This is a genomic window from Ruegeria sp. AP11 (assembly GCF_056535865.1).
In genome coordinates this window covers 1,629,500-1,656,087 of sequence record NZ_JBQFJB010000001.1, presented here as the reverse complement: position 1 = coordinate 1,656,087, position 26,588 = coordinate 1,629,500, and the positions used below count along the sequence as shown (strand labels likewise).

The window sequence follows — 26,588 nt, the reverse complement described above, 5'->3', positions numbered from 1 at the left end:
GTTGCTCTGGCGCTTATCGTTGGCTGAAACTGCACCTTCTTGTCGCAGCCATATCTACCCACAACACCACGCGAATTCTAGCAATGTTTTGTTGCCCGCCTTTTCCCTGAGGCTTGCTGGACGCACCCGGTCTGATCCAATAGAGTTGTCAAAAATCCGGTCGGTGGGCACCCATGACGACCAAGGCGAGGTTTCAGGGCGGAACATGACAGACCTTCACCAAATCGGCATGCTCTGGATGCGCGGATCGCTGAGCTTTCTTGAGCAGCTCTGCGTTCAATCCTTCCTAGATGCCGGACACCACACCATCCTTTACACATATGAGGATGTGGATCGCGTGCCCGATGGAGTCGAGTTCCGCGATGCCGCCGATATCCTGCCCGAAACCGGGTTCCTGGTGCATGAGCGCACCGGTTCTCCGGCGCTGCATTCCGATCTGTTCCGATATCATATGCTGCGCGGTGCGGACCGCATGATCTGGGCCGATACGGACGCCTATTGCCGCAAGCCTTTCGTCACCGCGACCGGTCATTTCTTTGGTTGGGAAAGCAAGAAGCACATCAATGGCGGCGTGCTGGGCCTGCCCCGCGACAGCGAAGCGCTGCAATTGCTGCTGGACCATTGCTCGGATGAATTTGCCATCCCCACATGGTATGGCAAGAAATACGTCCTGGAACTGGAAGAGAAGAAGGCCGCGGGCAACCCGGTTCATGCGGGCGAACAGCCATGGGGTGTCTGGGGGCCGCACGCGGTCTCGCATTTCCTGCACAAGACCGGCGAGGACCGCTATGCCTTCCCGCAGGAGGGGCTGTATCCCTATACATTCAAGGACCGGCGCAAGATCGTCAAACCCAACAACAAGATCAGCGATTACGTCACCGACAACACCTATTCGGTGCATCTGTACGGTCGGCGGATGCGCAAGTTTCTGGCGGAACACTACAAGGGCGTGCCTGATCCGACCGGCCTGCTGGGGCAATTGCTGATCAAGCACAGGATCAACCCGTTGAATGCGCCCTTGCGGGACTATCCCAACCCCGACCCCAACAGCGCCTTCGCAAAGGTGTTCAGGGAAGAGATCGACGGTAAACAATATGCGGCGGCCACGCCCGCAACCGACGACGCAGCCCCCCTGAAATCGGTTGTCGGTGTGACGACCATGAAGAACGAGGGCCCCTATATTCTGGACTGGGTGGCCTATCACCTGTGGCTGGGTTTCACGCATTTCCTGATCTACACCAACGATTGCTCGGACGGCACGGACGAGATTCTGGACCTGCTGGCGGAACGTGGGCTCGTCACCCGCGTCGACAACCCGGCGCGCATAGACAAGGGCGAGCGACCGCAACGTGTGGCGCTGGCGCTGGCGCAGGATCATTCGATCATTCAGGCCGCAGATGCCTATATGGTGTTTGACGTGGATGAATACATCAACATCCACACGCCCGAGGGCACCTTGCGGTCCCTGATGGAGGCAACCGGGAACCCCGAGCTGATCGCGATGACCTGGCGATTTTTTGGCTGTTCCGGCGTGGCCGATTTCGACGACAGCCCGGTGCCGCAACAGTTTGACCGTTGCGCACCGCAGAAAGTGCGGGTGCCGCATCACAACTGGGGCTTCAAGACCTTCGCCCGCAGACCGTCGAGCTATTCGAAATTCGGTATCCACCGCCCGCTGGAACCGGTCTCCGGCGGCATGCCCCATTGGGTCAACGGATCGGGGCACCAGATGCCCGATCGCTATCGCGAAAAGGGCTGGCGGTCGTCACTGGAAAGCTGGGGCTATGATCTGGTGACGTTGAACCACTACTCGATCCGCTCGCTTGACAGCTATCTGGTCAAACGCGACCGGGGTCGCACCAACCACATCAACCGCGAGCAGGGCATCGGGTATTGGAACATCCACAACCGCAATGATGAACAGGACGACTCGATTCAGGCGCACTTCGAGAAATCCAGACCGATGCGCGACGATCTGCTCTCGGACCCACGGCTGGCCAAATTGCATGAGGCAAGCTGCAACTGGCATCGTGCCAAGATCAATGCACTGAAGGATCTGCCCGAGTACAACCGGCTTTACCAGACTCTGGCGCAGGATATCCTGTCCCACAGCGTCTCGGACCAGGTGCAGCCGGACTTTGCGACGCTGTCCCATACCGCACTGACCGGTGAACCCTTTGTCAGCGACAAACCCGAATCCGCACCGCCTGAAGATACGTCGCCAGAGGAACAACCGGTTCTGCAATCCTCGGGCCATCCCATCCTGCTGGGGGATGATGCGCAAGAGGCGTATGAGAGCATCCGGAAACGGGTCGAGACGCTGTTCTCGCCGCTCAAACCCGCCGCCCCACTGTCACGCGACAAGATCACGCTGGTGACAACGATGCGGAATGAGGCCCCCTTCCTGCTGGAATGGGTTGCCTATCATCGCTCAATCGGGGTGACGGATTTTCTGATCTATACCAACGACTGCACCGACGAGACGGTCGCGCTGCTGGACCGGTTGCAGGCGCTGGGATACGTGACGCGGCTGGATAATCCGTTCAAGGCGGACAAAGGGCAAAAGCCGCAGCGCGGCGCGTTGAACCACGCGATCACCCATCCTTTGATCTCGGATGCCGATTGGTACATGTGCATGGATTGCGACGAGTTCATCAATATCCATGTGGGCGACGGTACCCTGCCCGAGCTGTTTGCAGCGATGAATGAACCGAACCTGATCTCGATGACATGGAAACTGTTCGGGAACGCTGGAGTCACTGATTTCGAAGACGCCTGGGTCATCGAAACCTTCGATCGCTGTGCGCCGCAGTTCATCCCAAAGCCCCGTATGGGGTGGGGATTCAAGACGATGGTCCACAAATCCGCGCCCTACGGCAAGATCGGCGTACACAGGCCGCTGGACCCGGATCAGGAGCGCCTCTCCGAGGTGCGCTGGGTCAACGGATCGGGGCGCGAGATGCCGGAACAGGTGCATGCCTCGAACAGTTGGCGGTCGACCAAGCGGTCGCTGGGCTACGATCTGGTCACGCTGAACCACTATACCTTGCGCTCTGCCGACAGCTATCTGGTCAAGCGGGATCGCGGCCGGGTGAACCATGTCGATGAGGATATGGGCGGTTACTACTGGGACCGCCGGAACTATAACAGTGAACGCGACGCCCGCATCCAGCAATGGGTGCCTCGGGCCCGGGACGAACTGGACCAGATGATGGCGGACGCCGAAATTGCGGCGCTGCACAAAGCGGCGGTTGAGACACACAAACGCAAGGTGGCTGAGTTGAAGGCCCTGCCCGAATATGCGCACCTTTATGAAAAGATTTCGGCGCCGGATCAGCCGGATGCGATTTTCATGCCCGAACGGACCGAAGCCGAAGTGGCGGACTAGCCATCCCGCTTGCGTGCCTGTTTCTCGGCATGGATGGCGCGGCGGATCGACATGAGCTGGCTCCACATCTGACGCTGGGCAGTCATCGGCAGGACCTGCGTGGGGCCGATCTGACACAGGCGCGCGTGGGTGTAGAACATCTCTGAATCCTGCAGCAGCGTTTTGATGCGTTGGTGCCGCCACGCGACGGATCGGGTGTGCAGCTGATCCAGTTCGGGATCGGCGCGCAGCTCGGCCATGCCTTGGGCAATTGCATCGGCATGGCGCAGGATTGCGGTGTCTTCAACCTGATTGAAATCGCGGTCGATCCAATAGGCCAGATCAATCGGGTCTTCACTATGATTGGGACGGCCCCGTTCGGCCTTGACCAGATAGTTCTCGACCGAACCCAGAGCGTAATGGTTCAACTGTGCCATCCCGTATCTGGGCACGACGCTGGGAATGACTGTGCCGGGTATGGCCGGGGCTGGATCGCCATTGCCGTCGACCAGATTGAAGTCCGCGCCGCCCTGCAGCCGGGGCCGGTGCACGCCCAGCCGATCCAACCGCTGGTCGGCCTTAAACAGGGTTTTGAACTGCACCGCGCGCCACGGCCACAGCAGCGTGTCGGGGGCTGCTCGGGTGAACAATCCGGTTACCGGTTGATCCTGAAAGGCAACTTGCCGGTTATGCCCGAACATGCGCCACGGTACCGCAAACCCGTCCGCATCGGGCCGTGCGGCAATCAGATCGGCGATCTGCCCGCTGCCTTCGTGAATGCAAAGAAACTCGTCCACGTCCGAAACGAGTATCCAATCGGCCTGCTCCACCAGCCGGTGGTTCGACGCACGGTTCAGCGCCCGCCACTGCACCGTCTTCTTGCCTTTGCGCGGGTTGGGCTTGTGGCAGACGATTTTTAGCGTGTGCAACCGATCCAGAATCGCGTCGGTGCCATCCTCGCAATCATTGCTGAAAATCAGGAAATCCGTCACGCCGATGGCACGGTGATAGGCGATCCATTCCAGAATGAACGGCCCTTCGTTGCGCATGGAGGTCACGATCAGGCAGCGCATGGGTCACATTCCGTTCAGCAGGTTAAAATCGCCGAAAATCAAGGGCTTTCGGCGCTCGATCCCAAGGATTGCACAATCGGGCACATTCGGCCAGAGGCGCAGGTCAATACGCGGCTTCTGCCGTGTCCGGCAGCAACAGGCTCAGCTCACCTTCGGGAAATTCATCGAACGACAGGTCCCACGATGCCCCGGGCCACAGCAATTGAAGCTGCTTTCGCGCGGGGCGATAAACAGCCGTGTAAAGCGTTCCAAAACCGGATTTGAAAGCGGTCGAATACAACGGTGGGCGCAGGAAGGCGTCGATAAAGCGCTTTTCGCTTTCCGGGTGCTGATTCAGGCGGTTCAGCAGAAACCGTTCACGTTCCACCGTCGCCGTAAACCGCGCATGTTTGGACCATTCAACATGGCCCTGATGATTGGTCGCCACCGGCACGTCCGAAATTTGCGGGTGCCGGTCAGGTGCCAGATAGACCGTGCTGTGATTGTGTTTCGCATCCAGCACGGTGACGTTATAGCTCATGTGGCAGGGAATGCGGCACAGGCAATCAACCGCCTCGGCCGTGGTTTCGCAGGTTTGCAGCACATAGCGCAGGATCAAAGGCACGCCGAACCCGTCCCCCACCTCGCGCCGCCCGCCGAAGGTAAGCGAGACGGTCAGACCCGCATCGTTGATCCCATCGAGCAGGCCCAGAACACCATCACTCATCCCGATGACCCCGCGCCCGTCCCAGTGGGTCTTCAGCAGTGCCGCATCGAAGGTTTTCGGGTGGTAGTCGTAGTTGCGCACCAAAATCGGCGTTTTGCCGCGCCAGATCGCCTGACTGCAGCCAGACAGATATTTCGGCGGGCAGTAGAAGCTGAGAAACCGCGCCTGACTATCCTTGCCTCCGACCAGCTCGACCACTTCTTCGTATAGCGGCAGAATCTCGGGCATATGCTTTTGCAGAGCGCGCAGGCATTCGCGATAGGTGGGGCGAGCCGAATACCCCTCTTGCGCCCACCATGTGCGGTAGGCGGGCCAGTATTCGGCAAACAGCCCGGCCAGCTTGGGACCGGGCTGCGCCTCGTCGATTGAGCGAAAAACAAGCGCCATGGGGCTTTCTACATGATTTTGAAGGCGGGGTCTTGCATCGGCTGCGCGGCGGGCAGCGGTTCAGCGGTATAGGCCGAGGTGATGCCGTGTATCCACTTCTTCGACTTGTCGGTCAATTTGAAGCCCTTGGTCATCGACCGCCCACGCGTCACCAGAATGCCCAGATCGGCACCTTCATAGCGGTAGTCACCGACATTCGAGATGCGCAGGAAGAACGCCTCATTCTCGCCCACCGCGCGGCGGTGATAGTCGAACCGGTCAAACACCACACGGCCATCTTCCAGCATCTTGTAGATGCCCGATTGTGGGGCCTGCGTAATCCTGTCGACACTGTCATCAGTGTGTTTGATCACCATCTGCGACCAGCTGTCGATCATGTCCGGGTCGGCCCAGCGCGCATTGAGTTCCTCGACATCCAGCTCGAAGGGTTTCTTTGAGAACTCCAAAAGGTGGAACAGGAACAGCGGCGCATCGGCATGCGCAAAGGCCGCGTGGTTGGTCATGGAACTTGCCCCGGTGATGCGCGGGTTCAATTCACCCAACCACAGCTCATCGGTTTTCTTGTCGATCAGGAAGTCGAGCTCGAAATAACCGCGATAACCGGATTTGCGCAGTTCTTCACCGAACTGAAAGGTCAATTGCCGCGCCTGTTCGCGCGCCTTGGGCGGGAAAGCGGTCGAGAAAATCTCGTTCCCGCACCAGCCACCGCGATAGGGGGTAAGCTCCTTAAAGCCCACAAGCTCGGTCATCAGCGGGCCAACGATGGTGCCTTCGGATGTGGCGCAGGCCTCGATCGCCGCCCCGCGACAGTCGATCCGTTTCATGATCTTGATCTCGCCTTCGCCGACGATCTCGTCCTTGTGCTTGTTGAAATCGGACTCGGACTTGATGAAGAACGTGGTATGGCCACTGTCGCCAAAGGCGGATTGCAGCACCAGATCATGACCCAGACCCGCCTTGTCGCAGATCTTTTTCAAATGATCATAGCTTTTGACCACACTCAGCGTGTTGGGCACGGACGGCACACCCGCCTTGTTGCCGATGCGGACGGTTTCGATCTTGTTGTCGCATTTGGTGCGCAGCTTGGCCTTGGGGAACCACAGCTGACCGCCCAGTTCCTTGACCAGCTTCTCGGTCGTTTCATCAAACATCAGGAAGACAAACTTGGGCTTGCCGCCGCGCCGTTTGACCAGATCGATGACCTCTTTGTGCTGCAGCAGATAGTTGTTGATGTCTTCGATGGACTGGAATTCGTCATGCGGCATTTCAGAAGGCACAAACACGTTCGGATGTCGCCCGTCAAAGCAGTCCATGTAGCAAATGTAGGTGAAATTCATCACCCATTCATCCAGCCCCAACAGGTTGAAATTGGTCGCCGATACAAAATAGATCGGGTCCGTGTTGGTATGAAAATACCGACGGATTTCCGAGATGTTCTTCAGCACCTTCTTTGGCATATGGTCCTCCCAGTCCCTTATGTTTTCTTGACTGATTTCAAAGCGTCTTCGGTAAATATGCGCAGCCCCAGATCGGCGCGGAATCCGTGGATTTCCGAGACGTCCAGTTCCTGCATGAATTTGAGGATTTCGGGGCTGATCACCTGCCCCGGCACCAGAATGGGAAAGCCCGGCGGGTACGGAATCACAAAGGTCGCCGAGACCATCTCCTCGCCCGCTTCCAGCCGGTTCAGCATGTCCTTGTCGGGCTCAACGTAATCACAATTGTCTTCGTCATAAGACAGGAAGAACGCGGTGCGGATATCCCCTGCCTCGGTGCCCTGTTCGCAGCGGAACGCGTCGTGGAAGCGGCTGAAGTCAGGCAGCGGAGGGACATGTTCGCTGAGGTTCCTGACGCGTTTCTCAAAGGCGCGCTTTTCCATCTTGGACGCGTCGTCCATCAGGTCGTCCAGTTCCTTGGCGATCTCGACCAGCACCTCGATCAAATAAGCGACCGAACTGCGCGTGGTGCCGATATTCGTCATGAACAGCACGGTATTGCGCGAGGTCTTGTTGATCTGGATGCCGTATTTATCCATCAGGATCTTGGTCTTGAACGTATCGCCATCCCAACCGGTCGCACCCACATGCAGGGTGATGCGGGTGGCATCCAGAACGAATTCGTCCTTGGCCCAGCAATCCCAGACGTCGGCCCAGCCCTGATCGGGATCGAAATAGCTGGTCATGCCGCTTTCGCGGTACTGTTCGGGGATCATGTCGCCCGCCGTGACCAGCTTGAAATACTTCCTCAGCAACGGATGCGTCGTCACCGCCCGGCGGATCGCCATGGCGCTTTCGACCTGCCGCTGGACGAACTCGTATCCTTCGATCTCGACCTGCCTGCGTCCCACATCCAGCGAGGCGATGATCTGATAGTTGGGCGAGGTCGAGGTGTGGGTCATGTAAGCCTCGTGAAAGGCCTCCTCCACCGCGCCCTTGAACTGCTGATCGTTGACGTGAATCATCGAGCCCTGCCGCAATGCGGTCAGCGTCTTATGGGTCGACTGCGTCGCATAGACCCGCACCCGCGCATCCGGCGGCGCGATCAGACGGGTATCGAGCCAGGCGTCATCGCCCTTGCCCTCCAATTCCTTTTGCTGCGCCGCATAAGCCTCGGCATGTTCGGTGGTGCGGAATTCCTCTCGCAGAATATTCGCTGAACGCATCGCGGTGCGTACGCGGGTATTGGGCGCAAAGCGGGCGTAACCAAACCACGCCTCATCCCACAGGAACACAAGGTCCTTCTTGATCGCCAGACATTCCTGCATCACCCGCTGTACGTTGTAGACGATGCCGTCGAAGGTGCAGTTGGTCAGCAGAACCATACGCACCCGATCCAGTTTGCCCTCGGCGCGCAAGGCCAGCAGCTTGTGCTTGATCTCTCGGATCGGCACCGCGCCGTACATCGAGTAATCGTGCAGCGGATAGCTGTCCATGTAGACCACGCTCGCCCCGGCCAGCACCATGCCGTAGTGATGCGATTTGTGGCAGTCACGGTCGACCAGCACGATATCACCGGGCCGCACCAGCGCCTGCACCACGATTTTGTTGCAGGTCGACGTGCCGTTGGTGGCAAAAAACGTCTGTTTAGAGCCGAAGGCCCGGGCTGCAGCCTCCTGCGCCTCTTTGATCGGGCCTTTGGGTTCCAGCAGTGAATCCAGCCCGCCAGATGTGGCTGAGGTTTCGGCCATGAAGATGTTCGATCCGTAGAACGCCCCCATGTCCTGAATCCAATGGCTGCGGCTGATCGACTTGCCCCGGCTGATCGGCATCGCGTGGAACACGCCGGTGGGCTGTTTGGAGTATTCCTTGAGCGCCGTAAAAAACGGCGTTTTATAGCGCCGCTGCACCCCTCGCAGGATGTTCAGATGCAGTTCCAGGAAATCTTCCTGATTATAGAACACCCGCCGGCACAGACCCAAATCAAGCCCCGCGATATCCTCGGCCGAACGATCGGTGATCAGATAAGCGTCCAGTTCCGGGCGCAGCATTCCGATCCGGCGGCAGGTCTCTGGCCCAAATTCCGAGGGTGACAGCGCATCAAGATCAGCGCCTTCACCATAAAGGCTGATATACCGTCCCAGAACATTGGTTTCGTTCTTGGATTTCAGACTCAGGCCCGGGCGGACGATGACCGCCTGCACATTCTGGTTGAACAGAACCCCGATCAGCGCGTCCTCGACACTGGGAACCACAACGGTTTCATAGATGAACGGGTCCTCGCTGCGGCGCATCCGTTGCAGGCTGGATTGCAGGAACCGCTCCTGATGTTCGTTGACATTGTCGACGATCATTACTTCGAAATAAGGACGGCCCAGCGCCCGGGCTTCGTGGCTTTGGGTGGACTCGTCCTCGAACTCGTCAACCTCGGTCTCATCCGCAATCAGCGGGATCGAGCGGCGACGATACGCCCCCGATGTCAGCGCCCGCGACACCCGGCGCACGGCGGTTGAGAAATCGCCAAAGTTGCCATGGTCCAGCAAGCGGCGCAGATAATCGAATGCAGAACCGCCCGGAAACGCAAAATACACTTCGATCGGGGCCAGCGCCTGCAGCAACTGCCGTGCCCGGTCCCGATCCTTTTCGCTGGCACCCTGATCAAGGGACTCGGCCGTTTCCCGCAGCACGCTCCATCGGTCTGCCCTCAGCTGCGAGGCGCTGTAGTAATCCGAGATGGTGTGGAGCTTTTCGCTGTCGGAAATGCCGTGCATGAAATTTTTTCCTTTCTGCCGATACCGAAAAGCTGGGCCGGTATCAGTCTGTGCCAGAGCGCCCTTTGTAGAGATACAGATTGTCGGGCTTGGTCGCGGCGTCTTCGCTGTATCCCAGCGCCGTTCTGGGGTCGGATGCGGCAACTCCTGCAACGTCACCTTTTTGCGGAATGCGCAGCGGGCCAAGCGTGTGCAGATAGGCATCCGCGCCGCTGGTGCGGTCATAAACCGGGAAGTCAGCCTCGCGGTCGCGGAAACTTTTGAGGACTTGGCCCAGACCTTTCAGCCCGACCTCACGCTGGCGGCGAACCTGATCCAGATCGATCTCGATGGGGAAGATATCCTCTTGCCCCGCGGATTGGTGCAGCACAGTGGCCGATGGATCAACGACCAGCGAGCGACCCACGCCCCCGGCGGCCAGCCCGTTCACGTCGAACACGTAGCATTGGAACTGTGCAGCGGTGGCCTTGGCGATCGACAGCTCGGCCTCGCGGTCAGTGGTGCCGGTCAGAACCGGGTGCAGCAGAACCTCGACGCCTTGGCTAGTCAGGTGGCGGGTGGTTTCGGGGAACCAGATGTCATAGCAGATCGACAGGCCAAACCGGCCCACATCCGGCACGTCAAAGATGCAGAACTCGGTGCCCGAAGCGACGTTCTGTTCATAGGGTTTGAACGGGAACATCTTGGAGTATTTCGAGACGATCTCACCATCCGGGTTGATCACCACCGAAGTGTTGAAAATCCGCCCGTCCTCGTGCTTTTCGAACATCGAGCCGGGGATCAGCCAGATCCCGTAGCGCCGCGCCGCGTCCTGAAAGCGCGACAGGTCGTCATTGGGAAAGGGCTGGGCAAACCGGTCGAGCGGACCATGAGGTGCCAGCTCGCTGAACAAGGCCATCTGGGTCCAGGGAAACCGAGCCATCATGATGTCGATCCGATGCAACATAGCGTCGACATTCGACTGCAGCGCGCCGACATGCATCTGGATTCCGGTTATCGCAAAGGGGGTCATTTTTCGTTTCTTCTCATTTTCTCGCCGATTGCGACCGCCGCTATGATCCGGCGCTCTTCATCGGAACACAAAATCGTGTATTCACGCAAGCCCGCTGTCCTCAGGCCATGTTTTTCGTAAGATTCCAAGCTCATAGAGCCTCTTCCTCGGCTGTATCTTCCGCCAGTTGTTCCACAAAATCGATATCGTTGCGGACCCAGAAGAACCGGAAGCCGCAGCTGCGCAGCCATTTTTCAAGGCGGTCCAGGCTGGACCATTCCCGCCGCAGCCCGCGGGTGGATTCGACCAGCGCCCATTGGCCATCGACCAGAAAATACACCGTCCAGGTGTTGGGATGCGTCGAGTGGTTGGCAAAGCCGCCGCTGACCACCTCGCGCGCCGTGCGCACCGCGACAGGGTAGTCTCCGATGCGGTTTTCAGCCGCAAGAATCGCCAGATCGTTTTGACGGATCGTGAATGTGGGGAACGGGGCGACGCTCATGCAGCCTCGGTCTGTGCGGCATCGAGCAGCGCCTTGCGCCGTTCATTGATCTCCGCTGGTTTTAGGTTTTCGATGCGGGTCGCAAGCGTCCAGACATGGCCGAAGGGATCGGCGATAGTGGCGCAGCGTTCACCCCAATAGGTATCGGTCGCCTCGGCAATCAGGCTGGCGCCGCTTTCCAGCGCGGTCGCGAGGGTCGCGTCCGTGTCTTCGACATACATGTGATGCCCAACCGATGCGACCGTGCCCGGAATGGCGGGACCATGCGCACCCCAACCGGCGGTGACAAACAGCATCGAATTGCCGATCTTGATGGTGGCAAATCCCGGAGCCTCTTCCACGTCACAGGCCTGAACCTTCGCGCCAAAGGCGCTTTCGTAGAACCGCAGCGCTGCGGGTACGTCAACAACGGCAAGCGACGCGGTGCAGGTACGATAGCCACGGGGCAGCGTGGCAGGCTTCTTCTTCATTCCGGTCCTCTCCGAATTGGGCGACGGTCGCCCTGAATGACTTGCAGGAAATTCCCGCACTATGCACCATACTGTGTCTCATTCCGAAGGACTCTGCAACACTATGATGCATAGTGCTGAATTTTCACTCTCAATGCTCAAAAAGTTGGCGGTGTACAGGCACTGATGATCCGGCAGACCTCGGGGCCGACCTGCCGGAACCGGTGCGGCGTGCGACTGTCGAAGTAATAGGCATCACCCGGCCCCAGAACCTTGCGTTGATCGCCCACCGTCACCTCGACCCGGCCCGAGATCACGACGCCGCCCTCTTCCGCCTCATGACCGTACATCACACGGCCAGTATCGGCGCCCAGATCATAGGTTTCCTGCAGGATCATCATCGCGCGCCCGTGCAGGTTTGATCCAACCTGCCGCAGCGACAGCCCGCCCTTACCGATCTCTGTCAGCTCTTCGGCGGCGTAGAACACTGTTTGTTCCGGCTCGATCTCGAACGAGAAAAAATCAGACATGCCAATCGGTATGCCCTGCAAAATCCGGCGCAACGCACCGACCGAAGGGTTCATCTTGCCGGACTCGATCAGCGAGATGGTCGAGTTCGGAACATCCGATTTCTTGGCCAACGCCCGCTGCGACAGGCCCGCCCGTTCACGCAGGGTGCGCAGGCGCAATCCAAGGGTCAGATCATCCTGACTGGTGTTTTTCATGTTCAGTATCCGCAACACTTCGAGGGTGCCGGGACCGTAAATCAAGGGCTTATGATTCACAAGAAACAGGCTTTCACCCGCCAACCCAGCCACTACAGTCACGCGGTCAGACATGCGGGCGCCGCGCCCCATAACCGGAAAGGACGCAAGATGCTGAATGCTCAGATTGCTGAACGCCGCAACACCTCGATCGCGCAGGGTGTGGGAATGCAGACGCAGGTCTATGTCGACCGCGCCGTGAACACCGAAGTCTGGGATGTCGAGGGCAAGCGCTATATCGATTTCGCCGCAGGTATTGCCGTTGTGAATACCGGGCATTGCCATCCCAAGGTGATGGAGGCGGTGCAAAAACAGGCCGCCAATTTCACCCATACCTGCCATCAGGTTCTGCCTTACGAGAACTACATCCGTTTGGCCGAGCGCCTGAACGAGAAGGTTCCCGGCGATTTCACCAAAAAGACCGTCTTTGTCACCACAGGTGCCGAAGCGGTGGAAAACGCCGTTAAGATCGCCCGCGCCGCCACCGGGCGTCCGGCTGTCGTCGCCTTTGGTGGCGCTTTCCATGGCCGCACCTTCATGGGCATGTCGCTGACCGGCAAGGTTCAGCCCTACAAGGCGGGTTTTGGTGCGATGATGCCCGACACCTATCACGTTCCGTTTCCGGTTGAACTGCACGGCACCTCAACCGAGGATTCGCTGGGTGCGCTGACCAAGCTGTTCAAGGCCGATCTGGATCCGGGTCGCGTGGCCGCGATCATCATCGAGCCGGTACAGGGTGAAGGTGGCTTCTACCCCGCTCCGGCCGAGTTGATGCGTGGCCTGCGTGCGCTTTGCGACGAACATGGCATCGTTCTGATTGCCGATGAGGTACAGACCGGCTTTGCCCGCACGGGCAATTTGTTTGCGATGGACGCCTATGATGTGTCCGCCGACATCACCACCATGGCCAAAGGTCTGGCGGGCGGGCTGCCTCTGGCCGCTGTCACCGGACGCGCCGAGTTGATGGACGCCGCGCATCCGGGCGGTCTGGGCGGCACCTATGGCGGCAACCCGCTGGGGATCGCCGCCGCTCATGCGGTGATGGATGTGATCGACGAAGAAGACCTGTGCGCGCGCGCCAACGAGCTGGGCTCGCGCCTGAAACAGCGGTTGGAATCGATCCGTTCCCGCACGCCCGAGATCGTCGACATTCGCGGCCCGGGCTTTATGGTCGCGGCTGAATTCAACACCAGCGATGGCAGCGCCCCGAATCCGGACATGGCCAACGCGGTGCGCGTCGAGGCACTCAGGCGCGGATTGATCCTGCTGACATGTGGCGTATATGGGAATGTAATCCGTTTCCTCGCACCGCTGACGGTGCAGGATGAGATATTCGCCGAGGCAATGGATATTCTCGAAGCCTCGATCGACGCTGCCAAAGGAGCCTGAACATGCTGGATACCAAAGTGACCAAGCTGGAGCTGAAAGATCCCAGCCTTCTGGAAACCCGCGCCTATATCAACGGCGCATGGGTTGAGGGCGAGGTGACTTTCCCGGTTCACAACCCCGCTACCGGCGATCTGATCGCCAACGTGACCGATGTCAACGTCGAGGGCACCGCGCAGACCGTCGATGCGGCTTATGCGGCGAAAAAGAACTGGGCTGCCCAGACCGGCAAGGAGCGCGCGGCAATCCTGCGCAAGTGGTTCGACCTGATGGTCGAAAACGCCGATGATCTGGCCACGATTCTGACCGCCGAGATGGGCAAACCCTGGCCCGAAGCGCGCGGAGAAATTCTGTATGGTGCGTCCTTCATCGAGTGGTTCTCGGAAGAGGCCAAGCGCGTTTATGGCGACGTGATCCCCGGCCATCAGCGCGACAAGCGCATCGTTGTGTTGAAACAGCCTGTGGGTGTGGTGGGCTCGATCACCCCATGGAACTTCCCCAATGCGATGATCGCCCGCAAGGTTGGCCCGGCGCTGGCGGTGGGTTGCACCTTTGTGGCGCGCCCCGCAACACTGACGCCACTTTCCGCTTTGGCGATGGCGGTGCTGGGCGAACGTGCGGGCATTCCGGCAGGCGTGTTCAACGTAATCCCGGGCACTGACAGCTCGGGCGTCGGCAATGAGCTTTGCACCAATGACAAGGTGGCCAAGATCACCTTCACCGGTTCGACGCGCGTGGGTCAAATTCTGATGCGTCAGGCGGCGGGCACGATCAAGAAAATGTCGCTGGAACTGGGCGGCAATGCACCGTTCATTGTGTTCGACGACGCCGATGTGGATGCCGCCGTCGACGGCGCAATGATCGCCAAGTTCCGCAACAACGGTCAGACCTGCGTCTGTGCCAACCGCATCTATGTACAGGCGGGTGTCTATGACGAATTCGCCGCCAAGCTGGCTGAAAAGACCAAATCCCTGAACGTCGGTGACGGCTTCGGCGATGGTATCACCACAGGCCCGCTGATCAATGACGCAGCCGTCGCCAAGGTCGAGGAACACATCTCGGACGCGGTGTCCAAAGGTGCAACCGTGACGCTGGGCGGTAAACGCTCGGATCTGGGCGGGACATTCTTCGAACCCACCGTTCTGACCGGCGTGACCCGCGACATGGTGGTGGCGAAGGATGAAACCTTCGGCCCTGTCGCGCCCCTGTTCAAGTTTGAAGAGGAAGACGACGTGGTCGCGATGGCCAATGACAGCGAGTTCGGTCTGGCCTCGTATTTCTACAGCCGTGATCTGGCGCGCGTCTGGCGCGTGGCCGAGGCGCTGGAATCGGGCATGGTGGGCATTAACACCGGCCTGATCTCGACCGAGGTCGCGCCGTTCGGGGGCGTCAAACAGTCCGGTCTGGGTCGTGAGGGTTCGAAATACGGGACCGAGGATTTCCTTGAGATCAAGTATCTCTGCATGGGTGAGATTCAGTAATCTCCCAATACCTTGAAACTCTAACACACCCGCAATCTGCGGGTGCGTTTTTTTCAGACCGAAGCGTGTCCGCGCAAGCGAACCACCAGCGGCATCATCGCCAACACCAAAACGGCTGAGAAGAAGAAGGGTGCGCCGGGCAGATAGATACCTTCACCATCGACCGACGCCTGAAACAGCCCGGTCATCACCAAAGGTGACAGCACTGCCGCGACAGACGACAGCGAGGCGATGACCCCCTGTACCACGCCCTGCCGGTCTTCATCGGCCTGGTTCGAGGCCATTGCCGTCATCAGCGCAGGTACAAGATCCGACAGCGCGGCCAGCAGAAGAAAGATCACAAGCGCAGTAATCGTTGCCGTGAAGCCAAATCCGATCATTCCAATCAACGCGGACGTCATACCCATCATCAAGGTGCGGTAATCGCCAATCCATCTGATGAAAAGGGGCATCAGCCCGCCCTGAACCGCCGCCAGCAGCACCCCGTATGCGGCCAGGGACAGACCGATATAAAGCGTCGACCAGCCAAAGACCTCGCGAATCCAGAACGCCCAAAGGGTCGGGTAAACCATGTTGGCGAACTCAAAGATGAAAATGCATAGCAGCGGCACCGCCAGACCCGGAAAGCGGAAGGCGTCAAAGATCGATTTGAACGGATTCAGGTCGCGCTTGCCGAAGGGGCGGCGTTTTTCGGGCGTCAGGCTTTCGGGCAGTGCGAACACACCGAACAGAGCATTCGCCGCTGACAAAGCCGCCGCGATCCAGAAGGGCGCGGTTATGCTGACCTCGGCAGCGATGCCGCCGATGGCCGGGCCAAGAACGAACCCGATCCCGAAGGCCGCACCGATGAGGCCAAAATTCGCGGCCTTCTCGGTGGGTGAGGATATGTCGGCGATGTAGGCCGTCGCGGTGATGTAGGTCGCCCCCGCAAGCCCCGCAAGCGTGCGCCCGAGCAGAAGCAGCCAGAACGTATCAGCCAGCGCCATGATTACATAATCCAGCGCCAGCATGACCAGCGCTGCAATCAGGATCGGTCTGCGACCGACGGCGTCTGAAATGCTGCCGACAATGGGGCCACACAGGAACAGAGCCCCGGCATAGGCGGCCATCAGCAGCCCGCCCCAAAAGGCCCCTTGCCCGGTATCACCCGCGCCAACGCGATTCATCAGATCGGGCATGATCGGGAACACGATACCGATGCCGATGGCGTCGATCATCAGGGTGATCAGGATGAAGGTTATCGCGCGGCTTTTGAACATACCGCCCTATCGGATGGGCAGGTTCCTAAAGCAAGGAAAAAGGGCTGCGCCTTCGTCGGGCAGCCCTTCCTGGTATCAGCGCTACTGCCCCAACGCCACGCCTTCACGACGCGGATCCGCAGCGCCGATCAGTTGCCCATCCTTGATCAGGATCGCGTGCAACCCGCTGTTGAGGTCGACCAGCTTGACCTCATGCCCCTTGCCGGTCAGCGCATCGGCGAATTCGGCGGCGGCGGTGCCTTGCTCCAGATCCATCGACGACCCGTTGCGATGCACGAAATGCCCCGTTTCGACGGCATCCTGCGGATCCATGTCCCAATCGAGGATCGCGATGATGGTCTTGGCCACATAGTTGATGATGCGGCTGCCACCGGGTGAACCGATCAGCAAATAAGGCTCACCCTCTTTCATCACGATGGTCGGCGACATCGAGCTGCGTGGGCGTTTACCACCTTCGACACGGTTGGCCACCAGACGGTCACCATCTTTGGGCGCGCGGTCAAAATCGGTCAGTTCGTTGTTCAGCAGAAAACCCCGCACAAAGACGCGGCTGCCAAAGGCGGTTTCGATAGTCGTCGTCATCGACAGCGCATTGCCGTACTGATCTCGGATCACGATGTGACTGGTGCCGGGTCGGCCGGGGTTCTGCGACGGCGCAAACAGCACGGTGTGGTCGCGCGGCGGTTCACCCGCCTGGCGCTTCTCACCAGCTGCTGCTGTGTCGATCATTCCGGCGCGCAATTTCAGGTAATCCGTATCCAGCAGGCCCTTGACCGGCACATCAACAAAATCGCTGTCAGCCATGTAAAGCGCGCGGTCTGCATAGGCCAGCTTGGCCGCCTCGGCATAAAGATGCGCCATCTCGGCGTTCCAGCCAGTGCCTTTGAGGTCGAAGTTACTCAGAATGCCCAGAATCTGCCCCACGGTCAGACCACCCGAGGTCGGCGGCCCCATGCCGCAGACGTCATAACCGCGATAATCGGCGCAGACAGCGGGGCGGATTTTGACGCGATAGGCAGCCAGATCCTCAAGCGTGATGTTGTTTTCCACCTTCGATGTAGCGTCGACAGCGGCCACGATATCCTCGGCAATCGGGCCGTTATAAAACGCATTCGCACCCTGATCGGCCAGAATGCGCAGGGTCTCGGCAAAATCGGGGTTCTTCAGCAAGGTGCCCGCCGCCAGCGGACTGCCGTCTTCATTGAAGAAGTACGCCTTGGCACCGGGAAAAACATCCAGCCCCCAATTGCGGTCGACGGTCGATTTGATCGAGTTCGCCATACGCGGCGAGACCTCGAACCCGTTTTCGGCCTGTTCAATGGTCGACTGAAACAGCGAGGCCCAGTCTGTCTTGCCATACAGATTATGGGTCACTTCCATCAGGCGCAGAATGCCCGGCACGCCGACGGCCTGACCGCCCGAGATCGCCTCGCCAAACGGCATCTTTTCACCATCGGGCAGCAGAAACCGCTCGGGCGTGGCCTTTGCAGGCGCTTTTTCCCGTGCATCAAAGGTTGTCAGCGTTTTCGAGGACGCGTCCCAATAGAGCAGGAATGCGCCACCGCCGATGCCTGACGATTGCGGCTCGACCAGATTCAGCATCAATTGCACGGCGATCATCGCATCCGCAGCCGTGCCCCCCGCAGCCAGCACATCATACCCGGCTTTCGCGGCAATCGGGTTGGCGGCGGACACCATGAATTCGGTGCCGGTGACCGGGTCCTTTTCGTCCCAGCCATAGCCCAGTTCCGGCGCAGGGTCCTGCGCACTGGCGATGCTGGCGATGGCCCCGAAGGCCAGCGCCGCTGTTGTCTTCAGCAGGGTTTTCATAGCGATCCACCTTTGAAAGAGTTCTGGAAACCGAGGCACTCGTTACAAAACCACTTTCAAACCGCCATTGTCACTATCTGACGACGTAAACGGACGCGTTTGAATGTCGGATGACCCGTGATGCGTTTGGACCGAGAAGATAGTCCTTGAGGTCCGGCTTATGGGCCCCGATGACGATGAGGTCAGAGCCCGCGCCTTCGGCGGTCTCAAGGATTTTCTGATAGGCGGTACCGGTGGCAACGACGTGGCGGATGCCGGCATTGCGGTCTTCACCCAGAGTGTCGGCGCAGAGCGCGATCAGCTTTTCATGCGCCGCCTCCACCGCCTTTTCGTGGAACTCGGGCTGAAAGAAGCCCGAGACCCAGCTTTCGCCGAAATCCGGCAGAACCGTCACCACATCCAGCTGCGCGCCGTCCAGATCGGCCAGCACCGCTGCCCGTTCCAGAACACCCGCATCCAGATTGTCGTTGCTGATATCTACGGCACAGAGGACAGATTTGATCATGATGTTACGACCTCTTGTTCATTGGTGCGGGCGGCGCGGCCGCGTTGCAGGAAGGCAATCAGCCCCAGCAACAGCAGCGCCGGGATGAAGATCAGCTCTTTCGGGGGCTGGCTTTGCGGAGCCTGAATGCTGGTGATGCGGACCGCCTCGTCGGCGTAATAGTCGAACATATCCAACTCATCCGCTACCGGCGTGCCAAACAGCGGCTCGTCCAGCTTGACCAGCCCGTCCTCTTCCAGCGTCATCAGACCCAGAGCGTCGATGCGCGCAGCACCATCAGCCTCGTCTCCGATTGTCAGGACCACGGTGGTTTCGGTCATGTTGCCGGTGTCGAAATCCGGGCCTGCGACCTCGATCCGCATGGTGCTGCCCGGTGTGGCATCACCAACGGCCTGTGTCAGCTGCGCCGGTTCGATCTGCGCGAAGGGTGGCGCGATGCGATTCATGAAGAAGTCGGGACGGAACAGCGCAAAGGCGATCAGGATCAGCGCGACGCTTTCATAGATGCGGTTCTTGGTCAGGAACCAGCCCATGGTGCCGGCGGTGAAGATCAGGATCGCGATGGTGGCAGAGACGGCCACCAAGATGCCCTGCACCCAACCCACGTCGATCAGCAGAAGATCGGTGTTGAAGATGAACACGAACGGCAACGCCACGGTGCGCAAGCTGTAGAAGAACGCGGTAAAGCCCGTGCGGATCGCATCCCCGCCCGAGACGGCGGCGGCGGCAAAACTCGCCAGGCCCACGGGCGGTGTCACATCGGCCATGATGCCGAAATAGAACACGAACAGATGAACCGCGATCAGCGGCACGATCAGACCGTCCTGCGCGCCCAGTTCTACAACCACACCGGCCATCAGCGAGCTGACGACGATATAATTCGCCGTGGTCGGCAGACCCATGCCCAGGATCAGGCTGAGCAGACCCACCAGTGCCAGCATGGCGATCAGGTTGCCGCCCGACAGGAACTCGACCAGATCGGCCATCACCTGACCCACGCCGGTCAGGGTCACCGTGCCCACGATCACACCCGCGGTGGCGGTGGCCAGCGCGATGCCGATCATGTTGCGCGCCCCGTCGATCAAGCCGTTCCACAGGTCGGTGACACCGGCCATGAAGGCGTTCGCGGTGTCGCTTTCGCCGCGGAAGATCGACTTGAGCGGCTTCTGTGTCAGCAGGATCACGAACAGCAACGAGGTTGCCCAGAAGGCCGACAGACCGGGCGATTTCTGCTCGATCATCAGGAAATAGACCAGCACAATGATTGGCAGCAGGTAATGCAGACCGGCCTTGTAGATCTCGGCGATCACCGGCAGTTCGACCTCTTTGGCATTGGGATCATCGGGGACCAGATCCTCGACCCCCGCCGCCAGTTTCAGCAGGAACAGATAGGCCAGTACGATCAGCGCCGACAAAACCAGCCCCGAACCCTCTGGCACGATCGCGATGATCGCCTTGATCGGGTACTGTACGCCATAGCAAAGCCCGGCAAAGCCCACAAAGAACAGCGCCATGCCGCCAATCGTGCGACCCATCGAGACGACACGGTCGCCCAGCGTCGGCATGTTCCGCTTCACCGCCTCAAGGTGGACGATATAGACCAGCGCGATATAGGAAATCGCCGCAGGCAGGAACGCGTGGGTGATCACCTCGACATAGGAAATGCCCACATATTCCACCATCAGGAAGGCCGCAGCGCCCATCACCGGCGGCATGATCTGGCCGTTCACGGATGAGGCGACCTCGACCGAGCCCGCTTGTTCGCTTGAAAAGCCCACCCGCTTCATCAACGGAATGGTGAACGTGCCGGTGGTCACAACGTTGGCAATCGACGAACCCGAAATCAGGCCGGTCGCCGCAGACCCCACCACAGCCGCCTTGGCCGGACCGCCGCGCAGGTGACCCAGCGCGCCAAAGGCCATCTTGATAAAGTAATTCCCCGCGCCCGCCTTATCCAGCAGCGCTCCGAACAGCACGAACAGGAAAACGAACTTGGTTGAAACGCCCAGCGCGATGCCAAAGACACCTTCGGACGTGATCCACATATGGCTCATCGCCTTTTGCAGGCTGGCACCTTTCCAGCGGATAACCTCGGGCACCCAAGCGGACGAGCCGAAGAAGACATAGGCCAGAAAGATCGTTGCGATGATCGCCATCGCCGGACCCAGCGCGCGGCGTGCGGCTTCGAACAGCAGCAGCAGACCGGCAAGCGCGAACCACTTGTCGGTGTCGTCCGCAAGGCCACCGGCATCGACAATTTTCTGGTAGAAGAAATAACCATAGAGCGCCAGAAACGCACCCACGATACCCATGATCCAGTCCTGAACCGGGATATAGTTACGCGGGCTGGATTTGAGCGCCGGATAGGCCGCAAAGGCCAGGAACATCGCGAAGGCCAGATGGATCTGGCGCGAGTTGTTCACCACGCTGCCCGGCAGCAGATAGTTCGACAAAGGCGAGGCGAGCACCACCTGAAACACCGACCACAGTACAGCTACAATCGCCAGAAAAAGCCCCACATTTCCTGCTGGATTACGCCCACCCGCATCGGATGAAGCGACCAGATCCTGAAGTTCTTCTTCGGATAAAGGGCGATTGCCCTGTGTGTCGGAACTCATATTAAAAACTCCCCGTCCTGCAGCCTTGGTTTTTATGGCCGTCTTGTCACCGGTTTCTCCCGGATATGAACCGGGGCGCCCCTGAAGGCGCCCCGCGTCAGGTCTGGCTTACTGAATCCAGCCTTTTTCCTTGTAGTATTTCTCGGCACCCGGATGCAGCGGAGCCGACAGGCCATCCGCGATCATCTCTTCAGGCTTGAGGTTGGCGAAAGCCGGGTGCAGCTTTTTGAAGTCATCGAAGTTTTCGAAGACCGAGCTCACAACCGCATAGACCGCATCCTCGGACACATCCGCCGAGGTCACGAAGGTCGCGCCCACACCAAAGGTCTGGGTGTCGCCATCCGAACCACGGTACATACCACCGGGGATGGTTGCGGTACGGTAGAACGAGTTGTCGTCTACCAGCTTGCTGACCGCATCGCCGCTGACATTCACCAGAACCGAGTCGCACGCAGTGGTTGCTTCCTGAATCGAACCCGAGGGGTGACCGACCGTATACACCATCGCATCGATCTGGTTGTCGCACAGGGCTGCCGACTGTTCAGCCGCTTTCAGCTCGGTCGCCAGTTCGAAATCACCAGTGGTCCAGCCCATTTCGCCCAGCAGAACCTCCATGGTGCCGCGCTGACCGGAACCAGGGTTACCAATGTTGACGCGCTTGCCCTTCAGGTCTTCGAAGTTGGTTATGCCTGCATCGGCACGCGCCACTACCGTGAACGGCTCCGGGTGGACCGAGAACACGGCGCGCAGATTCTCAAACGGGCCGGCCTCTTCGAATTTCGAGCTGCCGTTATAGGCGTGGTACTGCCAGTCCGACTGGGCCACACCAAACTCAAGCTCGCCTTCGCGAATGGTGTTGATGTTGTAAACCGACCCCCCGGTCGATTCCACCGAACACCGGACCCCGTGCTCTTTCCGGCCCTTGTTGACCAGACGGCAGATCGCGCCACCCGTCGGGTAATACACACCCGTAACGCCGCCGGTTCCGATCGTGATAAACTCTTCTGCATATGCCGCTGGTGCCATCAGGGCCGCCGCGGCAAATGCGGTAATTGAGGATTTCTTGAACACTTTGACACTCCTGTTGTCAGTCTTTTTTGATCTGTTGGGGCGCCTGAAACCGTTCAGAACACAACAGAAAAAATCGCACTGGAATCAGGCCCCCCGGATGGTAAAGAGGAAAGCGAAACCAAACAGCAGGTGTCTATACGGTAGATTACGTATAGTGTTGGGTTAAATGGGGTTCACATCGGGGTCCCCGCCCAATTGCAGAGACGATCCGGACTGAAGATTGGACACCACAGCGCAACAGGACATACGTCGGGATCAAGCCGGGTCTTCGCGCAGGCACAGGTCGCTGCGCGCCACACTGGCCTTGTGTCTGGCCGGGCTGCAGTTCATTGCTGTTTTGACTGTAACGCTGTCGACCTTTGTCAGCTCGGAAAACGCGCTGCTGCGGCAATCGCGCACCTCACTGAACGAGGTCAGTGTAAATGTCATCGGTCAGGTTAAGAACTTCCTGAACCCGGCACGGCAGGCGCTGGATGCAACCCGGCGTCTGGCGGAAAACGATGTGCTGAACATCAATGATACCGCTGGGCTGGAAAGCCACTTTTTCCAGCAATTGCAGGTCGCACCGCAGCTGGCAGGGCTGTATCTGGCCGACGACAGCGGTCGTTTCGTCTATGTCATGCGCACCGAAGAGCCGGGGCGCTATCGGACCAAGGTGATCCCGCCCTTTGAATACGGGCTGAGCGAACATCCCGCCGACTTCCAGTGGCGCAATGATCGTTTCACTTTGCTTGAGACCGCAGAAACGCAGACCGACACTTATGAGGCCCGCACCCGCCCGTGGTTCAGAATGGTAAGCGAGACGAAGGCGCCGATCTGGACTCAGCCCTATATTTTCTACTCAGCGCGCCAGCCGGGGATTACCTATGCGGTCCCGGTGCTGGATCAGGCCGGAAACATCCGGGCCATTCTGGGGGTCGATATCCAGATTGACGCGCTGTCGGGCTTTTTGCTGGATATCTGGTCGGAACGGCGCGGTGCGGCGCTGGTGCTGAACGAAGACGGCTCGGTTCTGGCCCATCCGACGCTGGTTCTGATTGAACAGAACGGGGGGCTGGACACCCTGGAACTGCCGATGGTGGACCAGATCGACGACCCGCTGGCCCGCGCGGCCTTCGGTACGTTGCCGCACACCAGCATGGCCGGGGTCGAAGGCCCCGTTCATACGGATTTCGAACTGCGTGGGCAGGATTATGTTGCCATGCTGATCGAAGTGTCTGAGCCCGGCTTGCGCTGGTTGATCGGGCTTTATGCCGCCGAAGACAATTTCATCGGTGAGATCAAGAAAAACCGTGTGCAGGGTATCTGGATCGCCATATCTATCGCCATCCTGACCGGGGCCGTTGGTCTGGCACTGGCCGACCGGATCTATGCCCCGGTACGCACCTTTGCCAGTCAGACCCAACGCCTGTCCAGCGGCGAAATCACACCCGATGAGGGCTTGCACAGCCCCTACCGCGAACTTGAAGATACCGGCGCAGCGCTGGCGCAGGAAGTTCGGCAACGGCAACGCTTTGAAACTGCTTATGGCCGCACCTTCGATCTGGCCTCGCGCGGGATGGCGCAGATTGCACCCGAAACCGGACAGTTCCAGCGGGTGAACGAACAGCTCTGCGACATTATGGGGTACAGCCCGGACGAGCTTGAAAAGATTACACTGGCGGACATCCTGCCGGAAGACGGCCAGCAGATCGCGGTGAAGTTCCGCGAAACGCTGCTGCAGGATTCCGAGTTCATCGCGGAAAACCAGTTCATCCGCAAAGACGGATCGACCATATGGCTGCGCGTGAATGCAATCCTGATCCGCGATGAAAACGGTGTGCCGGATCACGCGGTTGCCATCATCGACAATGTCAGCGACCGCAAGCAGGCCGAGGACGAAGCCAGCCGTCTCAGCCGCGACCTGTCCCATGTGGCGCGGGTCAATCTGATGGGCGAGATGGCCTCGGGGCTGGCGCATGAGCTGAACCAGCCGCTCAGCGCGATTTCCTACAATGTCGATGCGGCGAAGATCACGCTCGATGAAATCGGTGACCCTGATCCCGAGTTGAACGAGATCCTGTCCGATATAGACCGCCAGTCGCGCCGCGCGGGCGACATTATCCGTGCACTGCGCGAGGTGGTGCGTAAAGATCGCGGTCGGCAGACCGCATTCGAGCTGGGCGGGCTGATCCGGCAAACTGTCACGCTGATGGAGGCTGAGGCCAAGCTGCACGACATCAGACTGACCTACGCCGAAACCGCCCTGCCTCAGGTCATCGGCAACCGGACCCAGATCGCGCAGGTACTGGTCAATCTGCTGCGAAATGCTATCGATGCGCTGGCCCGTGTTCCGGGTGGGGCGGGCCGGATCACAATCTCCACGCTGGTCAGCGAAGAATGTGTCGAGGTCCGGGTCCAGGACAACGGGCCTGGTGTTAACGAGGATGTAACCCTGTTCAATATGTTTGATACCCAAAAAACCGACGGGATGGGATTGGGCCTGTCGATCTGCCGAACCATCGTCAAAGCCAATGGTGGCCGTATCTGGCACGACCCGACCGAAGGCAGCGGTGCGCGGTTCTGTTTTACCCTGCGTCGCAGCGACCGGGCCGAGGACGGCATGTCATGACAGCAGAACCTCTTATCGTTTTCATTGTGGACGACGATGACGATGTGCGCATCGCCCTGTCCCGCTCGCTTGGTAAGCGCGGCATGAAGGTGGCGCATTTCCCCGACGCTCAGTCCTTTCTGGATCAGGTTGACGAAGATGCTGCGGGCTGCCTGATCCTGGACTATGGTATGCCTGGGATGGACGGACTGGAGTTGCAGGATCATCTGGTCCGGCAGAACTCGACCCTTCCGATCATCTTTATCTCGGGGCACGGTGGAATTCCTGAATCGGTGCGCGCCACCAAAGCAGGGGCGATTGATTTTCTGGTCAAGCCGTTTGACCTGAGCGTGCTGATCGAACGCATCGAAGCCGCCTGGGAGGTAGGCAAAGACCTGCGTGCGGAAAAGGCGCGGCGGCAGGCGCTGGAGGACAAGCGCGGCCTGCTAACCGAACGGGAAGAGGAAGTGCTGCAGCATATCCTGACCCATCCTGCCCGCACCTCAAGCAAAGAGATCGCCGCCGAACTGGGCATCAGCCCGCGCACGGTCGAGATACATCGTGGACGTATTCAGCAGAAGGTCGGGGTAAAAACCACCATCGAGCTTTATGAGTTGTTCGGGCATATGCAATGATCGCCAACCTGATGATGTATGCCCGCCCGCAGCTTGAAGGCGCGCATGAGCGGTATTGGACCCTGATCCGCAATAACCTGAGCCATGCCGGCATCGACAGCCCCCAGCACCTGTCACAACAGGCCGATGAATTTTCTGTGTGGCGGCACCCCGATCTGGTGCTCAGCCAGACCTGTGGCATGCCCTATCGCTTGTGGCTGCATGACAAGGTGCAGCTTATCGGCACACCGGATTACGGCCTTGAAGGATGCTCGCCCGGCTATTACCGAAGCGCTTTGGTCGTGCGCGCAGATGATCCGCGCGACGATCTGACTGCGTTTCGGGACGCAAAGTTCGCCTACAATCAAACTTTCTCGCAATCAGGCTATGCTGCGCCCTATTGGCACCTTGCCCCGCACGGGTTCTGGTTCAGCAACCGCCTGCAGACCGAAGGCCATCTGAACTCGGCCCGCGCAGTTGCCGAGGGCCGGGCCGACATCGCTGCGCTGGATGCGGTATCTTGGCGTTTGATCTGCGCGCATGAGGATTGGGCAGCAGGCCTGCGCGTGCTGGACTGGACCAATCCCACACCCGGGCTTCCCCTGATCACATCGCAGCGAAACGACGCAGTCGCCATCTTTGCTGCGGTCCAATCTGCGATTGATCAACTGGAGCCGCCAGACCGGACGGCGCTGGGGCTGTGCGGGATCGTGCGCATACCCAAAGCTCGATACCTCGCCATCCCCAACCCGCCCGAACAGGACCAGGTGCTCTGACACGTCGCACGT

At 59.4% G+C, this 26,588-nt stretch carries 20 protein-coding genes; 6 read left to right on the top strand and 14 right to left on the bottom strand.

What is annotated here, in order from left to right; genetic code table 11:
- The first annotated feature begins 205 nt into the window (after nucleotides 1–205).
- A complete protein-coding gene (locus ACR3E4_RS08515; RefSeq protein WP_480535729.1) occupies nucleotides 206–3,388 on the top strand; it encodes a glycosyltransferase family 2 protein in 3,183 nt (1,060 codons plus the stop codon).
- Here the strand turns inward: ACR3E4_RS08515 and ACR3E4_RS08510 are convergent.
- The 9 genes from ACR3E4_RS08510 to ACR3E4_RS08470 form a co-directional block, all read right to left on the bottom strand.
- Nucleotides 3,385–4,440, bottom strand: coding sequence for a glycosyltransferase family 2 protein (locus tag ACR3E4_RS08510; RefSeq protein WP_480535730.1), 1,056 nt, complete (start codon nucleotides 4,438–4,440; stop codon nucleotides 3,385–3,387). The genes ACR3E4_RS08515 and ACR3E4_RS08510 overlap by 4 nt on opposite strands.
- 103 nt (nucleotides 4,441–4,543) lie before the next feature.
- The gene (locus ACR3E4_RS08505) at nucleotides 4,544–5,533 is read right to left on the bottom strand and encodes a C45 family autoproteolytic acyltransferase/hydolase (RefSeq protein WP_480535732.1); all 990 of its coding nucleotides are present in this window, start codon (nucleotides 5,531–5,533) and stop codon (nucleotides 4,544–4,546) included.
- A gap of 8 nt (nucleotides 5,534–5,541) precedes the next feature.
- The gene (locus tag ACR3E4_RS08500; RefSeq protein WP_480535733.1) at nucleotides 5,542–6,990 is read right to left on the bottom strand and encodes a biotin carboxylase; all 1,449 of its coding nucleotides are present in this window, start codon (nucleotides 6,988–6,990) and stop codon (nucleotides 5,542–5,544) included.
- Nucleotides 6,991–7,007: 17 nt separating this feature from the next.
- Nucleotides 7,008–9,740, bottom strand: coding sequence for an aminotransferase class I/II-fold pyridoxal phosphate-dependent enzyme (locus tag ACR3E4_RS08495; protein ID WP_480535734.1), 2,733 nt, complete (start codon nucleotides 9,738–9,740; stop codon nucleotides 7,008–7,010).
- A gap of 43 nt (nucleotides 9,741–9,783) precedes the next feature.
- A complete protein-coding gene (locus ACR3E4_RS08490; protein ID WP_480535735.1) occupies nucleotides 9,784–10,752 on the bottom strand; it encodes a carbon-nitrogen hydrolase family protein in 969 nt (322 codons plus the stop codon).
- Complete coding sequence (locus ACR3E4_RS08485) at nucleotides 10,749–10,886, bottom strand: hypothetical protein (RefSeq protein WP_480535736.1); 138 nt, start codon at nucleotides 10,884–10,886, stop codon at nucleotides 10,749–10,751. The genes ACR3E4_RS08490 and ACR3E4_RS08485 overlap by 4 nt, the downstream gene beginning before the upstream one ends.
- The gene (locus ACR3E4_RS08480) at nucleotides 10,883–11,233 is read right to left on the bottom strand and encodes a hypothetical protein (RefSeq protein ID WP_480535738.1); all 351 of its coding nucleotides are present in this window, start codon (nucleotides 11,231–11,233) and stop codon (nucleotides 10,883–10,885) included. Before ACR3E4_RS08480 ends, ACR3E4_RS08485 begins: the two co-directional genes overlap by 4 nt.
- On the bottom strand, nucleotides 11,230–11,703 hold the full coding sequence (locus ACR3E4_RS08475; RefSeq protein WP_480535739.1) for a VOC family protein: 474 nt from the start codon (nucleotides 11,701–11,703) through the stop codon (nucleotides 11,230–11,232). The genes ACR3E4_RS08480 and ACR3E4_RS08475 overlap by 4 nt, the downstream gene beginning before the upstream one ends.
- 137 nt (nucleotides 11,704–11,840) lie before the next feature.
- Nucleotides 11,841–12,407: a cupin domain-containing protein gene (locus tag ACR3E4_RS08470; RefSeq protein ID WP_480535773.1), complete on the bottom strand. Its 567-nt coding sequence runs from the start codon at nucleotides 12,405–12,407 to the stop codon at nucleotides 11,841–11,843.
- 150 nt (nucleotides 12,408–12,557) lie between these two features.
- On the opposite strand from ACR3E4_RS08470, the gene ACR3E4_RS08465 reads away from it, so the two are divergent.
- Both ACR3E4_RS08465 and ACR3E4_RS08460 read left to right on the top strand, forming a co-directional pair.
- Nucleotides 12,558–13,835, top strand: coding sequence for a 4-aminobutyrate--2-oxoglutarate transaminase (locus tag ACR3E4_RS08465; protein ID WP_480535740.1), 1,278 nt, complete (start codon nucleotides 12,558–12,560; stop codon nucleotides 13,833–13,835).
- 2 nt (nucleotides 13,836–13,837) lie between these two features.
- A complete protein-coding gene (locus tag ACR3E4_RS08460) occupies nucleotides 13,838–15,313 on the top strand; it encodes an NAD-dependent succinate-semialdehyde dehydrogenase (protein ID WP_480535741.1) in 1,476 nt (491 codons plus the stop codon).
- Between the two features lie 53 nt (nucleotides 15,314–15,366).
- Here ACR3E4_RS08460 and ACR3E4_RS08455 read toward each other — a convergent pair whose 3' ends face one another.
- From ACR3E4_RS08455 to ACR3E4_RS08435, 5 genes are all read right to left on the bottom strand, one after another.
- A complete protein-coding gene (locus tag ACR3E4_RS08455; protein WP_480535743.1) occupies nucleotides 15,367–16,572 on the bottom strand; it encodes an MFS transporter in 1,206 nt (401 codons plus the stop codon).
- Nucleotides 16,573–16,653: 81 nt separating this feature from the next.
- On the bottom strand, nucleotides 16,654–18,402 hold the full coding sequence (gene ggt, locus ACR3E4_RS08450) for a gamma-glutamyltransferase (RefSeq protein ID WP_480535745.1): 1,749 nt from the start codon (nucleotides 18,400–18,402) through the stop codon (nucleotides 16,654–16,656).
- 73 nt (nucleotides 18,403–18,475) lie between these two features.
- Entirely contained in the window at nucleotides 18,476–18,907 is a 432-nt protein-coding gene (locus ACR3E4_RS08445; RefSeq protein ID WP_480535747.1) for a universal stress protein, read from the bottom strand.
- Nucleotides 18,904–21,525: a TRAP transporter permease gene (locus tag ACR3E4_RS08440; RefSeq protein WP_480535748.1), complete on the bottom strand. Its 2,622-nt coding sequence runs from the start codon at nucleotides 21,523–21,525 to the stop codon at nucleotides 18,904–18,906. Before ACR3E4_RS08440 ends, ACR3E4_RS08445 begins: the two co-directional genes overlap by 4 nt.
- A 108-nt stretch (nucleotides 21,526–21,633) precedes the next feature.
- Nucleotides 21,634–22,596: a TAXI family TRAP transporter solute-binding subunit gene (locus ACR3E4_RS08435; RefSeq protein ID WP_480535750.1), complete on the bottom strand. Its 963-nt coding sequence runs from the start codon at nucleotides 22,594–22,596 to the stop codon at nucleotides 21,634–21,636.
- A gap of 220 nt (nucleotides 22,597–22,816) precedes the next feature.
- Here ACR3E4_RS08435 and ACR3E4_RS08430 point away from each other — a divergent pair, with 220 nt between their 5' ends.
- From ACR3E4_RS08430 to ACR3E4_RS08420, 3 genes are read left to right on the top strand one after another with little or no spacing between them, the layout of a single operon-like run.
- Nucleotides 22,817–25,207 (top strand): ATP-binding protein, encoded by a 2,391-nt coding sequence (locus ACR3E4_RS08430; protein WP_480535751.1) that lies wholly within the window; start codon nucleotides 22,817–22,819, stop codon nucleotides 25,205–25,207.
- The gene (locus tag ACR3E4_RS08425; RefSeq protein ID WP_480535753.1) at nucleotides 25,204–25,821 is read left to right on the top strand and encodes a response regulator transcription factor; all 618 of its coding nucleotides are present in this window, start codon (nucleotides 25,204–25,206) and stop codon (nucleotides 25,819–25,821) included. The genes ACR3E4_RS08430 and ACR3E4_RS08425 overlap by 4 nt, the downstream gene beginning before the upstream one ends.
- A complete protein-coding gene (locus ACR3E4_RS08420) occupies nucleotides 25,818–26,576 on the top strand; it encodes a phosphate/phosphite/phosphonate ABC transporter substrate-binding protein (protein ID WP_480535754.1) in 759 nt (252 codons plus the stop codon). Before ACR3E4_RS08425 ends, ACR3E4_RS08420 begins: the two co-directional genes overlap by 4 nt.
- Nucleotides 26,577–26,588 lie beyond the last annotated feature (12 nt).

Bases quoted from the DNA above. Each gene is read 5' to 3' on its own strand.
- ACR3E4_RS08515 (WP_480535729.1), top strand. From the start codon at position 206: ATGACAGACCTTCACCAAATCGGCATGCTCTGGATGCGCGGATCGCTG.
- ACR3E4_RS08510 (WP_480535730.1), bottom strand. From the start codon at position 4,440: ATGCGCTGCCTGATCGTGACCTCCATGCGCAACGAAGGGCCGTTCATT.
- ACR3E4_RS08505 (WP_480535732.1), bottom strand. From the start codon at position 5,533: ATGGCGCTTGTTTTTCGCTCAATCGACGAGGCGCAGCCCGGTCCCAAG.
- ACR3E4_RS08500 (WP_480535733.1), bottom strand. From the start codon at position 6,990: ATGCCAAAGAAGGTGCTGAAGAACATCTCGGAAATCCGTCGGTATTTT.
- ACR3E4_RS08495 (WP_480535734.1), bottom strand. From the start codon at position 9,740: ATGCACGGCATTTCCGACAGCGAAAAGCTCCACACCATCTCGGATTAC.
- ACR3E4_RS08490 (WP_480535735.1), bottom strand. From the start codon at position 10,752: ATGACCCCCTTTGCGATAACCGGAATCCAGATGCATGTCGGCGCGCTG.
- ACR3E4_RS08485 (WP_480535736.1), bottom strand. From the start codon at position 10,886: ATGAGCTTGGAATCTTACGAAAAACATGGCCTGAGGACAGCGGGCTTG.
- ACR3E4_RS08480 (WP_480535738.1), bottom strand. From the start codon at position 11,233: ATGAGCGTCGCCCCGTTCCCCACATTCACGATCCGTCAAAACGATCTG.
- ACR3E4_RS08475 (WP_480535739.1), bottom strand. From the start codon at position 11,703: ATGAAGAAGAAGCCTGCCACGCTGCCCCGTGGCTATCGTACCTGCACC.
- ACR3E4_RS08470 (WP_480535773.1), bottom strand. From the start codon at position 12,407: ATGAAAAACACCAGTCAGGATGATCTGACCCTTGGATTGCGCCTGCGC.
- ACR3E4_RS08465 (WP_480535740.1), top strand. From the start codon at position 12,558: ATGCTGAATGCTCAGATTGCTGAACGCCGCAACACCTCGATCGCGCAG.
- ACR3E4_RS08460 (WP_480535741.1), top strand. From the start codon at position 13,838: ATGCTGGATACCAAAGTGACCAAGCTGGAGCTGAAAGATCCCAGCCTT.
- ACR3E4_RS08455 (WP_480535743.1), bottom strand. From the start codon at position 16,572: ATGTTCAAAAGCCGCGCGATAACCTTCATCCTGATCACCCTGATGATC.
- ggt (WP_480535745.1), bottom strand. From the start codon at position 18,402: ATGAAAACCCTGCTGAAGACAACAGCGGCGCTGGCCTTCGGGGCCATC.
- ACR3E4_RS08445 (WP_480535747.1), bottom strand. From the start codon at position 18,907: ATGATCAAATCTGTCCTCTGTGCCGTAGATATCAGCAACGACAATCTG.
- ACR3E4_RS08440 (WP_480535748.1), bottom strand. From the start codon at position 21,525: ATGAGTTCCGACACACAGGGCAATCGCCCTTTATCCGAAGAAGAACTT.
- ACR3E4_RS08425 (WP_480535753.1), top strand. From the start codon at position 25,204: ATGACAGCAGAACCTCTTATCGTTTTCATTGTGGACGACGATGACGAT.
- ACR3E4_RS08420 (WP_480535754.1), top strand. From the start codon at position 25,818: ATGATCGCCAACCTGATGATGTATGCCCGCCCGCAGCTTGAAGGCGCG.